The following is a 13,603-nucleotide window of genomic DNA, read 5'->3' as shown; positions in this document are numbered from 1 at the left end:
TTTAGCTGCTGTATTTCTTTTCATCGCCTAATTTCGGCCTCTTTCATTCTGCTTAAATACCAGTTGGTAAGATCCTTGACTGTTTGAGTCATTGGCATGGGCTCAAACCCCAACTCTTCACGGATCTTTGAGCTATCTATGTCGCTTTTACTTCGAAGAGTCTTTAGTGCATAGATGCTCATCTGTGGTTCTTTACCTTTGCTGACCTCATACCATTCCATGAAGGGGCTGACTGCCAAAGCTAGACCATAGGGGATTTCTTTCAGATTAAAGGGTTTGCCAGCCGTTTTGAAGCACTGCTCCAAAAAATCCTTCATGGAAATGTAGTCGCCTGCCACAATGTAGTTCTCGCCGCATTTACCCTTTTCTAGTGCCAAGTAAGTGGCTTTTGCCACATCACGTGCATCCACAAAGTCGTAACCCCCTGATACATACCACTTCAGCTTACCGCTAAGAGCATTTATGATTAGCTTTCCTACAATGGACGTGCGAAAATCATAGGGTCCCACAATGCCCGTGGGATGTAAAACCACAGTCCATAGTCCATCCTTCGCTGCCTGAAACGCCAGTAGCGTTGCTTTTACCTTAGTTTTTGCGTAAGCTCCCTGCACTCGATTTACTGAAAGGTCTTTAGTTTCTCTTATGGGACCTTCCTCGTCAGCAGGCAAAGCGTGTATGGAACTTATGTAGATCAGCTTCTTAACACCGTTCGCTTTGCACGCTTCAATGACGTTTTTGGTACCTTCCACGTTGACAGCTTCCAACTTATCCTTACTGGCCTCAGTTATGCTAACTAAACCAGCAGCATGCACCACCGCTTCTGCACCTTTCAGCGCTTCTTTTATCTGCTCAGGGTTCGTTATATCGGCACGCACCACCCTGACACTTAAGCCCTCTAAGGACTGCAAGCCCTCCTCCGGGTGCACCACAGCTAAAATATCGAAACCCAACTTGAGAAAGAACCTAACCACGTTGTTGCCAACCAACCCCGTTGCACCTGTTACTGCTACTAACACAGTGGATTCACCTCACTTTTATTCCAAAAAGTAAAACATTTACCAGGTGTTCCACTGCTTCCTTTAATGCTTCTTCGCTTCCAAAAGAACTAAGCTGAGCTTCTAAACCCTTTAGCCACAAGAGAATAGTATCTGCAAGCACTTCTGAATCAGTCTTATTAAAGTGACCCAGCTCCATACCAACTTCTAAAATGCCTTCTAAGGTGTCACGCTCAAAGTGGTCATAACGCTCATGTATTTCCTTTACCAGAGGAAAAAGCTGATCGTATTCCTCCTGAAACCTTGCGTACTCCGTCGACAAGCGTCTAATTTCAAGGCTTCTAATGAGAGCGTATGCTCTAAGCTTTTCTTCCGGAGTTGAAGCTCTTCCCACAGCATCTTTTATGCTTCGTATAAGCTTTCCAATCTCCTCATCAATGACTGCCCTCAGCAACGACTCCTTGTCAGGAAAATAGTAATAAATTGCTGATTTCACCTTTCCCATAGCTTTTGCAATATCCGATACAGTAGTCTTCTTGTAGCCATATTGCTGGAACAATCTCTTCGCGGAGCCGACTATCTCTGCACGTAATTCATCATTTGACCTTTTTACCATTATGGTCAAATTATACAACACTTGTTAGTAATTCAGCAAAAAACGGTGAAGTCAGCATTGGTTGAAGTTGCAGCTTCACCACTAGTTTCCTTAACCCCTTATCCAGCGAGACTGTAAGCATCTTGTTCACTTGTATGAATAAACCGGTAGCCATTAACACCTAATCTCATTGTTTCGTAGCAACCCAAAACAGCACTTCTGCAAACTTGGTAACATATAAACCATGACACAAGGAACTTCGCAAACAAATCCTATTAGAGCCATTGCTTTGCTTTCGGGTGGCTTAGACAGCATGCTGGCAGCCAAGCTCATTTTGGATCAAGGCATCGAGGTCATAGGCATCTCTTTTGAAAGCCCGTTTTTTAACGCAGATCGAGCCAGAACAGCGGCTAAACAACTAGCCATACCGCTTATAACCTGGGACATCACCGATGAGCTTATAAAGGTTCTGAAGAATCCAAAGCACGGTTTTGGTAGGTTTTTTAATCCCTGCATTGACTGCCATGCCTTGATGGTGAAAAAAGCATTAGAGCTTTTACCTTCACTGCAAGCACAGTTCATCATTACTGGTGAAGTGCTTTACCAAAGGCCAAAGAGTCAAAAAATGGGAGGGCTCATGGCAGTAGCAAAAGACAGTGGTGCTCAGGATCTCATCCTCAGACCTTTGTCAGCAAAACTACTCCCACCAACAAAACCAGAAAGAGAAGGCTGGGTTAACCGCTCCTTACTGCTGGATATTCAAGGAAGATCTCGCCAAAGGCAACTTGAGCTAGCGCAAACACTGGGCATAAACGACTACCCCATGCCCGCTGGCGGATGCCTACTTACTGATATTAGCGTTACACGAAGGCTTCAAAAAATCTTCCAATACTGGAAAGATGATATTGACAGACCTTTCCTTGAACTTGCAAAGGTGGGTAGGCATTTCTGGACAGGTAGCGATCTCATTGTGGTAGCCAGAAACGAGCAGGAAAGTTATAGCTTGCGAGCCCTTATGAAAGTATGGGACTACAAAGTGGAACTTACCGATGTACCAGGCCCTACTACCCTTGTGCGGTCAAGGGGAAAGCTCACAGAAGAAGTCTTGGAGCTTTCAGCCCTTCTTACTGCACGCTACAGCAAAGCCAGGACTTTGCCTTTGGTTAAGGTGAAAGCGGAAAATTATCTGTTCTTGCACACCCAAAAGCTGCAGGTGAAGCCCTCCGCGTTGACTGAAACCATGGAACGCATGAATGCAGAGCAACTTTGAGAGATGAGCAAGAAGGGGCCTAAAGTATAATGCTTCTTAAAAGGGGTGAAAACTATATGCGCCTATTTGTTTCAGTTGATTACGAAGGCATTTGGGGTGTTCCTTCATGGGAATTTATGAAAACGGAAGAAGCAAAGCAACTGCTTCATAAAGAGCTAAACGTGCTCCTAAAGTCCATTGAAGAAGTGGATGCCAATGCCTATGTGCTCATGGTAGATAGTCATTCGCGTGGAGACAACATTTGCCGCAGCATGCTGGAAACCAGTTCTGTGAAACTGGATCTCATATCTGGTTACCCACGGCCCAATTACATGATGACCGGTATCGATAACAGCTTTGATGGGGTCATGTTTGTGGGTTACCACACAAAAGCTGGTGGCTGGGGTGCCATGGATCACTCTTACTCCTCATCCACCATTTACCGCGTTCTCATTAACGGCAAAGAGGTGGGCGAATCCACCATAAACGGCTTTTTGGCTCACTACCACGGAGTGCCTGTCATTTTGGTAAGCGGTTCCGAGGAATTGGAAGAAGAAATAAAGGAGAACTTACCCGAAGCCGTATTCCATGCCACAAACAAAACGTGGTCCCGTTTTAGTGCACAAAGTTATCACGATGCATTAATGACTCTGGCAGAAAAAGTGCACCAAGCGCTGCAAAATGCAAAACAACTTAAGGACTCATCCATCACAAAGATAGGCGAAGCCACATTCACCGTGGAGTTCCTAAATCGCCTGGCCGCTGATGTAACCTCTGAGCTGCCTTTCGTAAAGCGTCTAAGCTCACGTACCATTGAATTCACCATGTCTGACTACGATCAAGCCTTCCATGCTTTCCAAGCCATTGTTTTCATGGCTTCTTCAGCAATGAGGTTGTAAAAATATGAAGGGCATCGTGGAGGGCATTGCCCGAGGTAGAGAGAAAAAGCATGAAGTAATAGGTTTCCCCATACTGTTCACAGCTCGGTGGCTACATGTGATTACCCAAGATAACTTCGACGCTTATATTCCACGTACCTTTAGTGGACGCACATGGCTAGTAAATACGGTAGACGGCCAGCCTACTTTAGGTGTTTTTGTCATGGACAACAAACCCATGTACTGGCTTAAGCAGGTTAAATACGTAGAGAGCATCTATCTTGACAAAGAACCAACTGAGCAAATACCACCGCCAAATATGGAGCCTAAGCAATTTAGCAAGGGAAAACTCACCTTCACAGGTGTTCCTCTTTCTTTATTGGCTCCCTTGGTGGGAAAACAGCTTTGGTGGGTGCAGAGCAGTGATGGCCTGGAGCGGGTAATAACTGAACATCAACTGGAAAATTGGATCTTAACAGAGCAGCGTGAACTAATAAACCTAAACACGAAAGCTGGTAGCTGGATTAAAAATGTATTGCGGTTCTGTGGAGAAAAGGGGTATATCTCACTGTGATTACCTTCTCAGTATTCGGCAGGAAACACAGTGGGAAAACCACGGTGTGCCAAGAGCTCATCGATGTGCTTTCTAAAAAGGGCACCGTGGGTTACGAGAAGCGCACTCATACCACCATTAAACTGGATCAGCACCTGCAAATGGCACACCAAACCCTGTGGTCAGTAGTACGTGACAGTGAAAACCTTCAGCTAATTACAACCAAAGCACCAGTGAATTTACCTCCAGTGGATTTTTTGGTGGTAGAAGGATACATCCCTGATGTACCTAACATCCTCTGCGTGAAAGACCCATACGATTTGGAGGCCATAACACCCTTTACCTTAGCAGCTGTGTCCCTAAGCGGCATTCCCAACACCAAGCGACCGGATGAACTAAAAAACGTCATCAACAGTTATCTGGAAAGACAGAAATCGTAAAGTAAGCTTCTCTTCTGCACAGCGTTTGTGCCTCAGATCTCCATACTGTTAGTTTCAAAAAAACAACGTAGGAATAGGTACAAATACTTCTCTCAATCGAAGCCGGAAGCGATGTCTTTTCTGTAAAACATACCGGGGAACGAGATTTTTTCCATTTCCTTGTAAGCCTTTTGCCGTGCTTCTTCGTAGCTTTTGCCAGTGGCGACCACACTTAGCACGCGACCCCCTGACGTTACCACATTCCCCGTAGCGTCAAAAGTGGTTCCAGCGTGAAACACCAATGCGTCTCGAACGTTGCCCAAGCCATTTATGGGGAATCCAGTTTGGTAATGACCCGGATAACCCTTTGAGGCAGCCACCACGCAAACGCACTTTTCTTGTTTCCACTGCACCTGAACAGCACTTAAGTTCCCAATGCAGGTGCTCATCAGAAGCTGAGCAAGGTCGCTCTCCAAAAGCGGCATCATGGCTTGGGTCTCTGGGTCGCCAAAGCGCACGTTGAACTCAAGCACTTTTGGCCCTTCCTGAGTTAGCATGAGCCCGGCATAGAGCACACCTGTATAGGGAATGCCTTCTTCCATTAGCCCACGCAGAACTGGTTTTATGATGGTTTCCAGAATATCCTCTTCCATGGCACGGTCGATTAAAGGATGAGGACTGATACTGCCCATGCCACCGGTGTTTGGTCCCTGGTCGCCGTCAAAGGCACGCTTGTAGTCCATGGCAGTGCCCAAAATGACAGCATCAGCACCGTTGCAAAGAGCAAATACGGAGGCCTCTGGTCCTTGAAGCAGTTCTTCCACTACCACTTTCTCACCGGCACTGCCGAAAACCCTTTCTTCCATGAGAGACTCCAACGCCTGCACAGCTTCCTCGGTGCTCTGAGCAATGACAACGCCCTTCCCCTGAGCTAAGCCATCGGCTTTCACTACCAAGGGTCGCTGCCTTGTTTTCACATAGTTAACGGCATCATCCAAGCTTGAAAACACCTCAAACTGAGCAGTGGGTACGTGGCAGCGTTTCATGAGGTTCTTTGCAAACACCTTGCTGCCTTCGAGCAGGGCTGCAGCCTTTGAAGGACCAAAAATAGTCAATCCCGCCTCCTTAAAACCATCCACGATGCCTGCCATGAGTGGTATTTCGGGGCCAACCACAGTTAAATCAATGCTCTTTTCCAAGGCAAAGGATCTAAGCTTTTCCACATCCGTGGGGGCAACATTCACCAGCTCTGCTATTTGGGCAATGCCTGCATTGCCGGGTGCGCAGTAAATCTTTTGAACCAACGGGCTTTGCTTTAGTTTGTAAACCAGCACATGTTCACGCCCACCACCACCAATTACCAACACGTTCATGCGAAGTGCACTTCCCTTCTCTTCCCATGCATGTGTCAATGCCTGAAATGCCGGATGTGGGTAAATACCATGGCAATGTTGTAGCTGTTAGCAGCATCGATGCATTCCTGATCCCGTTTAGAGCCGCCCGGTTGAATAATGGCGGTTATGCCAGCTTTGGCAGCCAATTCCACGGAGTCACTGAAGGGAAAGAAACCGTCGGAAGCCAAAACAGCACCACGAGCCTTTTCACCAGCCTGTTTGATGGCAATCTCCACAGCCCCCACACGGTTAACCTGCCCAGCACCCAAGCCAATTGTTCCGCCATTTTTTGCCAATGCGATGGCGTTGGAGCTTAAATGCTTCACCACTTTCCAAGCAAAACGCAGGTCCGCCATCTCCTCAGGTGTGGGCGCCTTGTTTGTAACCACAGTCAGCTCTTTTTCATCCAAATCCTGAAGGTCCTTGTCCTGCAGAAGAACGCCACCTTCCACGCGTTTAATGTCAAAACCACTGGCAGTGGAAAGGTTTACCTTGAGCAGTCGGAGGTTTTTCTTCTTTTGAAGCACATCCAGTGCTTCTGGGGTGAACTCGGGGGCCACAATGACCTCCAAGAACTGCTTAGACATTTCCAAAGCCGTAACTTCGTCCAACGTGTCGTTCACGCCCACAATGCCACCATAAATGGACACGGGGTCGCCTTCATATGCCTTTTGGTAAGCCTCAAACAAGTTCTCACCCACTCCAACTCCGCAGGGATTGGCATGTTTCACTGCCACGGCACAGTGCACACCATAAAACTCTTGGAGTATTTCCAAAACAGCATTCACATCGTGCAGGTTGTTAAAGGAAAGTTCCTTACCCTGAAGCTGAACGTAATTTGCTAAGCCCGTTTTTGACAGTGGGTCTTTGTAGAAAGCCCCCTTTTGGTGAGGATTCTCTCCATAACGCAGTTCTTGTACTTTTTCAAAGGGCAGAACAATTTCATCAGGAAACAAGACCTTCGCTCCTCGGCTAAAATAGCTGCTTATGACAGCATCGTAGTAAGCCGTGTGGCGGAAAGCCTTCGCTGCCAAACGAAAACGTGTGCTGAGACTGGTTGAGCCACTATCCCGAAGCTCATCGAGTACGTCGGCGTAATCCTGTGGATCAACCAAAACGGTGACACTTTCCCAATTCTTTGCGGCTGCTCTTATGAGTGTGGGGCCTCCAATGTCAATGTTCTCAACGGCATCACCCATTGTGGCGTCTTCATCAAGAACAGTTTCCTTAAATGGGTAAAGGTTTACCACTACCAAATCGATGGGTTCGATGTTAAAGAGGGCAAGCTGAGCCATGTGATCTGCATTGTTTCTGTTTGCCAGAATGCCAGCATGAATAGCGGGATGAAGGGTTTTCACCCTGCCATCAAGAATCTCTGGAAAACCGGTAATGTCAGAAACCTTAACAGCGTCAACGCCGCTTTCCTTTAAAAGGCCATAGGTACCGCCTGTGGAGATGATTTCAAAACCAAGTCCTTGCAGTTCCCTGGCAAACTCCACCACACCTTCTTTTCTTGACACGCTTATGAGTGCTTTCCTCTTTTTCATCACTTTCACACCTCGTTTCTTCCTTCTGAGCCTTCACTTGACGCTGGTAGTATGCGAACCCTCCTGCCTTCCAGCACCACTCTGCCTTCAGAAATGAGCTTTATGGCAGTGGGTAAAAGCCTATGCTCCACCTCCAGAACTTTCTCTGCAATGGTTTCGGGCGTGTCGTCATCATCCACCTTAACCACTTCTTGAAGGATGATGGGACCTGCATCTACTCCCGCATCCACAAAATGTACCGTGCATCCGGTGTACTTTACTCCACTTTCGTAAACGGCTTCGTGCACTTTCATACCGTAGAATCCCTTACCACAAAAAGAGGGCAGGAGCGCCGGATGTATGTTGATGATCTTTTGTGGAAAACGTTCCACCACCTGTGGACCTAATATGGTCAGGAAGCCAGCCAGCACCACTAAATCAGGACTGAGCATGGTTAAGAGGTTTAGCAAAGCCTCTTGAAACTCAGATTTCAAAACCTTCTTAGAAAGTACGTAAGTGGGAATACCGTGCTGTTTTGCTCGCTCCAGGGCATAGGCGTCTTCCTTGTCACTGATGACAGCCTGTATGTTCACTTTAAGCCAGCCTTCCTGAGTAGCATCAATGATGGACTGCAAATCCGTGCCCCTGCCCGAAACTAGCACTACGATGTTCACGGCAAGATCACCTGACGTTCTCCAGCCACCACTTCACCAATGATTTGTGCATTGAAATCACCAGAGCTGTTAATCTTGTTTACGCAGTCATTGGCACGCTCCTCGGGAACAATGAGAACCATGCCAATGCCCATGTTGAAAGTGCGATACATTTCCACCAGGTCCACATTGCCCAGTTGTTGAATGAGTTTGAAAATGGGTGGCACAAACCAAGCGTCTCCATGCAGCTTCACGGCGGTGCCTTCTGGCAGAACACGAGGTACGTTCTCAAGCAGCCCACCACCGGTGATGTGAGCAGCCGCCTTTATGGGCAAACCCTGAAGGAGCTCCAACGCGCGCACATAAATGAGCGTGGGAGTGAGAAGCTCCTCGCCCAAAGTTTTACCAAGCTCCGGCAGCTGGTCATTTACACTGAAATGGTGCTGCTCAAAAAATATTTTCCTGACCAAGGAATAACCGTTGCTGTGCAAGCCCGAAGAGGCTAAACCGATAACCGCGTCACCCACCGAAACCGTTTCAGGGTTAAGAAGCTCTTCTTTTTCAGCAACACCAACGCAGAAGCCAGCCAAATCGTACTCACCCTCTGGGTAAAAAGATGGCATCTCAGCAGTTTCACCACCCACTAAGGCACACTTGGCCATGGTGCAGCCCTGCGCAATGCCTTTTATCACATCCACTCCTATGTTTTCATCCAACTTACCGCAGGCAAAGTAATCCAAGAAAAACAGAGGCTTCGCTCCCGTGGTGATGACATCGTTTACACACATGGCAACCAAATCGATGCCCACTGTATCGTGCTTGTTCATCATGAATGCGATTTTCAGCTTGGTACCCACACCATCAGTGCCAGAGACCAAAACAGGATTCTTGTAACCTTTTAGCTCCACCAAGGAAGCGAAGGGGCCAATGCCTTCCAAAACAAAATCGGTGAGTGTGGCTTGTGCCAGCGGTTTTATTTTCTCAATGAAAAAATCCGCTTTGGAAATGTTTACTCCCGCATCCTCGTATTTCATTACTTATTCACCTTCACTTTTTCTCAAAAAGGTACTTGTTGCCCTCTTTGGGTACATCCATGGGGTAGTTACCATTCAAACAACCCGTGCACAGACTGGACATGCCAACACTCTTTATCAAACCTTCCAAACTTAAAAAATGCAAACTGTCAGCATCAACCAGTTTTCTCACTTCTTCAGGCGACATTTGAGCGGAAATGAGTTGCTTACGCGTGGGCATATCGATGCCGAAATAACATGGCATGATTATGGGCGGAGAACTAATCCGCAGGTGCACTTCTTTGGCTCCAGCTTCTTTGAGCAGCCTGACCAAACGCCTCATGGTAGTTCCTCGGACAATGGAGTCATCAACCAAGACAACGCTCTTGCCCTTCACAAGCTCCTTTAGCACATTCAGTTTGACCCTGAGACTGGCCTCTCTCATGCTTTGCTCAGGCGCTATGAAGGTACGTCCCACGTATTTGTTCTTTATGAGACCGTCCACACTGGGTATGCCGGACTCGACTGCGTACCCACGAGCAGCGGAATTTCCGGAATCTGGTACAGGCACGACCCAGTGAGCGTCCACAGGTGCTTCTTTAGCAAGTTGCCTGCCCATCTCCATGCGGGCGAGGTAAACACTTGCGCCATCAATCACACTGTCGGGGCGTGCAAAGTAAATGTATTCAAACACGCAGTGCATGGGATTAACGGCTTCAGACTCAGCCTTAACCGACCTCAGTTGAGAGCTGTCCACACCATCAATGAGGACAATCTCGCCGGGTTCGATGTCCCTGACAAGCTGAGCATTGACCACGTCCAAAGCACAAGATTCCGAGGAAAGGAAATAACCTACTTCGTTCTTGCCCAAACAAAGTGGCCTTATGCCGTTTGGGTCTCTGACCCCGGCAAGCGTGTTGTCAAAAAGCACCAGCAGTGCATAGGAACCCTTTATGGACTTCATCACCTCAAGAAGCGCGTTTTCAAAACCTTTGTGGAGGTTTTTTGCCATGAGGTGCATGATGATTTCTGTATCCGAAGTGGTCTGGAAAATTCGGCCTTCCTTTTCCAGAGAATCTCTGAGCTGCTGTGCATTTATGAGATTCCCGTTATGAGCCACAGCAATGGAATGACCGCGTAAATGAGCCACCAGCGGTTGAGCATTGAATAAACTTGGTGCTCCTGTGGTGGAATAGCGCACATGGCCAATACCCGCGTTGCCTTTGAGTGACTTTACCTTGATTCGGTCAAAAACTTCGCTTACCAGACCCATGCCCTTTTGCACATGGGTTTCGCTACCGTCATAGACGGCAATACCGGCACTTTCTTCACCGCGATGCTGCAGCGACTGAAGACCGTAGTAGATGTACACTGAAGCTTCGGGGTTATCCAAAACAACCCCAAAAACGCCGCAATCTTCTTTCATCAGATGCCCTTCATAGCCCATTCCAATCCCCGCCAGTAATGCTCCGCGCACTGAATCAGGGGCACATCAGCAACTTCTTCTCCATTCACCCTGATAAGCAAACTTTCCCCGCCCACGTTGCCTAAAACCGCAGCGGGTACCTCATAATCTTGGGCAAGCTTTAAGACCGCTTCCAAGTTCTGTGGGCTCAGTGAAACCACTGCCCGGGCTTGGGATTCCGAGAAAAGAGCAGCATCAGGCCTCAAAGAAGTGGTTAGATCCACCTCAACGCCTCTTTCACCGCAAAGTGCACATTCTGCCAATGCAACAGCCAAACCACCCTCAGAAATATCATGAGCAGATTTGAGTAGCCCTTCCCAGATGAGCTTACGCACCAGTTCCTGCAGTGCTTTTTCCTTTTCCAGATCCACAACGGGAGGCTTTCCTTTTACCAGACCGTATTGAACTTGTAGGTATTCACTACCACCAAGCTCCCCTTTATCTTCACCCAGCACGAGAACCACATCACCATCGTCTTTAAGGCCCATGGTGCACACCCTGGAAACGTCCGGGATCAGTCCTGCACAGCCGATCACCGGCGTGGGGAAAATGGGGCCCAGCTCAGTTTCGTTGTACAGGCTCACATTCCCACTAACCACTGGTATGTTCAAGACTTGGCAGGCATCTCTGATGCCTTCTATGCAGCGCTGCATTTGCCAGTAAACTGCAGGATCCTCAGGATTGCCGAAATTCAAACAATCTGTTATGCCGATGGGCTCAGCACCCACCATGCTCAAGTTCCTTGCCGCTTCTACCACAGCAGCCTTAGCACCCTCGTAGGGATCCAAAAAGCAGTAGGTGGCATTGCAGTCAGTGGTAAACGCCAGCGCTTGGTGTTTACCTTTTATGCGAACCACAGCAGCGTCCGAACCTGGTCTGACAACGGTGTCAGTTCTCACCATGTGGTCATACTGCTCAAATACCCATGCTTTGGAAGCAATGTTGGGCGATTTTAAGAGTTCTAATAGCGTGCACTCCAGATCAGCAGGAGGCTGTAAAGCTGTCACGTCAAGGTCCTGAATGTCTTTCAGATGTTCAGAAGGTATCCCTTCGCGGATATACTGGGGAGCGCCCTCTGCCAATAGTTGAGCTGGCAGCTGTGCCACCACTTCACCGTGATAGCATACTCGTAGCCACCCATCATCCGTTACACGGCCCATAATAGCAGCGTGAAGTCCCCATTTTTCCATTATTTGCTTTATTTGATCTTCTTTGCCTTTTTCCACTACCAGCAGCATGCGTTCTTGAGATTCAGAGATGAGAATCTCATGGGCAGCCATGCCCTCAGCTCTAAGTGGGACACAGTCTAGGTTGAGCTCCATGCCCACCTCTCCACGAGCAGCCATCTCAGAAGCCGAGGAGGTTATGCCAGCAGCTCCCATATCCTGAACAGCCACCACAAAGCCTGTCTCGTAAGCTTCCAAGCATGCCTCAATGAGCAATTTCTCCATGAAAGGATCTCCCACTTGAACCGAAGGGAGCTTCTCTTCAGCGTCTTCTCCAAGCTCCTGAGAGGCAAAGCTGGCTCCTCCAATACCGTCTCTACCCGTAGTAGCACCCACAATGAGTACTGGACTGCCGACACCACTGGCTTTCCCTGTCTGCATCTTATCTTGCTCCACTATGCCAGCACAAAGTGCATTCACCAGTGGGCTTTTCTGATAGCAATCTTGAAAATATATTTCTCCACCAACAGTGGGCACTCCTATGCAGTTTCCATAATCGCTTATTCCAGCTACTACTTGTTCAAATAGGTAGTTGGTTCTTCCTTCACCCAAAGAGCCAAATCGCAGGGAATCCATGAGCACCACAGGGCGTGCCCCCATGGCGAAGATGTCTCGGACAATACCACCCACACCTGTGGCGGCACCTTGATATGGCTCCACCGCCGATGGATGATTATGGCTTTCTATTTTCATGACCAACGCTAAACCGTCACCGATGTCCAAAACACCCGCGTTCTCACCAGGTCCCTGCATGACTCTTTGTCCCTTACTGGGCAGCATTTTTAGCAAAGGTTTTGAATTCTTGTAAGCGCAGTGCTCCGACCACATCACACTGAACATGGCGAGTTCGGTGAAATTTGGCTCTCTACCCAAGCCAGAGACTATTTGCTCGTACTCTAAATCGGTTAGTCCCAACGTTCTCCATAAAGGAGTTGTATTGCTGTTTTCCATTGTTTTTCAAAACCCACCTTTCAGCAGGTGATCCAGCATGGACCCCAAGATGTACATGCCATCCGAGGACCCCAAGAGTGGATCACAAGCACGTTCAGGGTGGGGCATCATGCCCACCACGTTGCCCTGTCTGTTTGTGACGGCGGCGATGCGGTCTACTGAACCATTCACATCCTCGCTGTAGCGTAAAACTACTTGCCCATTTTTCTTTAACTGCTGCAAAGTATCCTCGTCAACGTAGTAATTACCATCTTTATGAGCTACTGGTAGTTTGATGGTCTGCCCCATCTTTAACCGGGACGTAAAAGGTGTGTGGGCGTTTTCAACCTGCACATCCACGTATTTGCAAATGAACTTCAAGTTTTTATTGCGCATAAGCGCACCTGGAAGCAAGCCCAGTTCTGTGAGCACCTGAAAACCATTGCAAATACCCACGACCAGCTTTCCCTTCTCAGCTTCCTTAACTAGGGCATCCACAGCTGGTGAAAAACGCGCCAAAGCGCCAGGGCGTAAGTAATCACCGTAGGAAAAACCACCTGGAATCATGAGCACGTCGTATTTGTCCAAGTTTCTTTCCTCATGCCAAACATACTGAGCATCTTGGTTTAAGTAGTCTCTGACTGCGTAAAAACAGTCAGAATCGCAGTTGGAACCAGGAAGGACAATAATGCCAAAGGTTTTCATGG

General features: G+C 48.0%; 13 protein-coding genes. 4 read left to right on the top strand and 9 right to left on the bottom strand.

All coding sequences use genetic code 11. From position 1 onward, the window contains the following. Positions 1–20 precede the first annotated feature (20 nt). Together COPRO5265_RS00920 and COPRO5265_RS00915 are read right to left on the bottom strand one after the other, a co-directional pair. Entirely contained in the window at positions 21–1,016 is a 996-nt protein-coding gene (locus COPRO5265_RS00920) for an NAD-dependent epimerase/dehydratase family protein (RefSeq protein ID WP_012544276.1), read from the bottom strand. A gap of 7 nt (positions 1,017–1,023) precedes the next feature. After that, a complete protein-coding gene (locus tag COPRO5265_RS00915; RefSeq protein WP_143708074.1) occupies positions 1,024–1,611 on the bottom strand; it encodes a TetR/AcrR family transcriptional regulator in 588 nt (195 codons plus the stop codon). A 223-nt stretch (positions 1,612–1,834) separates the two neighbouring features. Between COPRO5265_RS00915 and COPRO5265_RS00910 the strand changes: the two genes are divergently transcribed. The 4 genes from COPRO5265_RS00910 to COPRO5265_RS00895 are packed head-to-tail and all read left to right on the top strand — an operon-like array spanning position 1,835 to position 4,710. Beyond that, positions 1,835–2,860 carry a tRNA 4-thiouridine(8) synthase ThiI gene (locus tag COPRO5265_RS00910; RefSeq protein WP_012544649.1) on the top strand — a complete coding sequence of 342 codons (1,026 nt, stop codon included), beginning with the start codon at positions 1,835–1,837 and terminating at the stop codon, positions 2,858–2,860. Between the two features lie 29 nt (positions 2,861–2,889). After that, positions 2,890–3,738: a M55 family metallopeptidase gene (locus COPRO5265_RS00905; RefSeq protein WP_234397857.1), complete on the top strand. Its 849-nt coding sequence runs from the start codon at positions 2,890–2,892 to the stop codon at positions 3,736–3,738. Between the two features lie 4 nt (positions 3,739–3,742). Then, complete coding sequence (locus COPRO5265_RS00900; protein ID WP_012543870.1) at positions 3,743–4,291, top strand: hypothetical protein; 549 nt, start codon at positions 3,743–3,745, stop codon at positions 4,289–4,291. Next, positions 4,288–4,710: a molybdopterin-guanine dinucleotide biosynthesis protein B gene (locus COPRO5265_RS00895; protein ID WP_012544700.1), complete on the top strand. Its 423-nt coding sequence runs from the start codon at positions 4,288–4,290 to the stop codon at positions 4,708–4,710. Before COPRO5265_RS00900 ends, COPRO5265_RS00895 begins: the two co-directional genes overlap by 4 nt. A gap of 92 nt (positions 4,711–4,802) precedes the next feature. Here the strand turns inward: COPRO5265_RS00895 and purD are convergent, their stop codons facing one another. The 7 genes from purD to purQ are packed head-to-tail and all read right to left on the bottom strand — an operon-like array spanning position 4,803 to position 13,601. Then, positions 4,803–6,062: a phosphoribosylamine--glycine ligase gene (purD, locus tag COPRO5265_RS00890; RefSeq protein ID WP_012543632.1), complete on the bottom strand. Its 1,260-nt coding sequence runs from the start codon at positions 6,060–6,062 to the stop codon at positions 4,803–4,805. Positions 6,063–6,097: 35 nt separating this feature from the next. Further along, positions 6,098–7,630, bottom strand: coding sequence for a bifunctional phosphoribosylaminoimidazolecarboxamide formyltransferase/IMP cyclohydrolase (gene purH / locus COPRO5265_RS00885; protein WP_012544473.1), 1,533 nt, complete (start codon positions 7,628–7,630; stop codon positions 6,098–6,100). Between the two features lie 5 nt (positions 7,631–7,635). Next, positions 7,636–8,283 (bottom strand): phosphoribosylglycinamide formyltransferase, encoded by a 648-nt coding sequence (gene purN, locus COPRO5265_RS00880; RefSeq protein WP_012544901.1) that lies wholly within the window; start codon positions 8,281–8,283, stop codon positions 7,636–7,638. Further along, a complete protein-coding gene (gene purM / locus COPRO5265_RS00875) occupies positions 8,280–9,296 on the bottom strand; it encodes a phosphoribosylformylglycinamidine cyclo-ligase (RefSeq protein WP_012544489.1) in 1,017 nt (338 codons plus the stop codon). Before purM ends, purN begins: the two co-directional genes overlap by 4 nt. Before the next feature lie 13 nt (positions 9,297–9,309). Then, entirely contained in the window at positions 9,310–10,701 is a 1,392-nt protein-coding gene (purF, locus tag COPRO5265_RS00870) for an amidophosphoribosyltransferase (RefSeq protein ID WP_236608225.1), read from the bottom strand. Then, on the bottom strand, positions 10,701–12,917 hold the full coding sequence (gene purL, locus COPRO5265_RS00865; protein ID WP_012543661.1) for a phosphoribosylformylglycinamidine synthase subunit PurL: 2,217 nt from the start codon (positions 12,915–12,917) through the stop codon (positions 10,701–10,703). Before purL ends, purF begins: the two co-directional genes overlap by 1 nt. Positions 12,918–12,923: 6 nt before the next feature. After that, positions 12,924–13,601, bottom strand: coding sequence for a phosphoribosylformylglycinamidine synthase subunit PurQ (gene purQ, locus COPRO5265_RS00860; RefSeq protein WP_012544456.1), 678 nt, complete (start codon positions 13,599–13,601; stop codon positions 12,924–12,926). Between the last annotated feature and the right edge of the window lie 2 nt (positions 13,602–13,603).

Origin of the sequence: Coprothermobacter proteolyticus DSM 5265 (genome assembly GCF_000020945.1) — a bacterium.
In the GTDB taxonomy this organism is placed as follows: Bacteria; Coprothermobacterota; Coprothermobacteria; order Coprothermobacterales; family Coprothermobacteraceae; genus Coprothermobacter; species Coprothermobacter proteolyticus.
The sequence above is the reverse complement of the archived record's forward strand: the minus strand, read 5'-3'. Positions and strand labels throughout refer to the sequence as shown.

What these genes read in the sequence shown, in the direction of transcription:
- purM (WP_012544489.1), bottom strand. Translation starts at nt 9,296, where the DNA reads ATGAAATACGAGGATGCGGGAGTAAACATTTCCAAAGCGGATTTTTTC.
- purL (WP_012543661.1), bottom strand. Translation starts at nt 12,917, where the DNA reads ATGGAAAACAGCAATACAACTCCTTTATGGAGAACGTTGGGACTAACC.
- purH (WP_012544473.1), bottom strand. Translation starts at nt 7,630, where the DNA reads ATGAAAAAGAGGAAAGCACTCATAAGCGTGTCAAGAAAAGAAGGTGTG.
- purF (WP_236608225.1), bottom strand. Translation starts at nt 10,701, where the DNA reads ATGAAAGAAGATTGCGGCGTTTTTGGGGTTGTTTTGGATAACCCCGAA.
- COPRO5265_RS00915 (WP_143708074.1), bottom strand. Translation starts at nt 1,611, where the DNA reads ATGGTAAAAAGGTCAAATGATGAATTACGTGCAGAGATAGTCGGCTCC.
- COPRO5265_RS00905 (WP_234397857.1), top strand. Translation starts at nt 2,890, where the DNA reads ATGCTTCTTAAAAGGGGTGAAAACTATATGCGCCTATTTGTTTCAGTT.
- purQ (WP_012544456.1), bottom strand. Translation starts at nt 13,601, where the DNA reads ATGAAAACCTTTGGCATTATTGTCCTTCCTGGTTCCAACTGCGATTCT.
- purD (WP_012543632.1), bottom strand. Translation starts at nt 6,062, where the DNA reads ATGAACGTGTTGGTAATTGGTGGTGGTGGGCGTGAACATGTGCTGGTT.
- COPRO5265_RS00910 (WP_012544649.1), top strand. Translation starts at nt 1,835, where the DNA reads ATGACACAAGGAACTTCGCAAACAAATCCTATTAGAGCCATTGCTTTG.
- COPRO5265_RS00900 (WP_012543870.1), top strand. Translation starts at nt 3,743, where the DNA reads ATGAAGGGCATCGTGGAGGGCATTGCCCGAGGTAGAGAGAAAAAGCAT.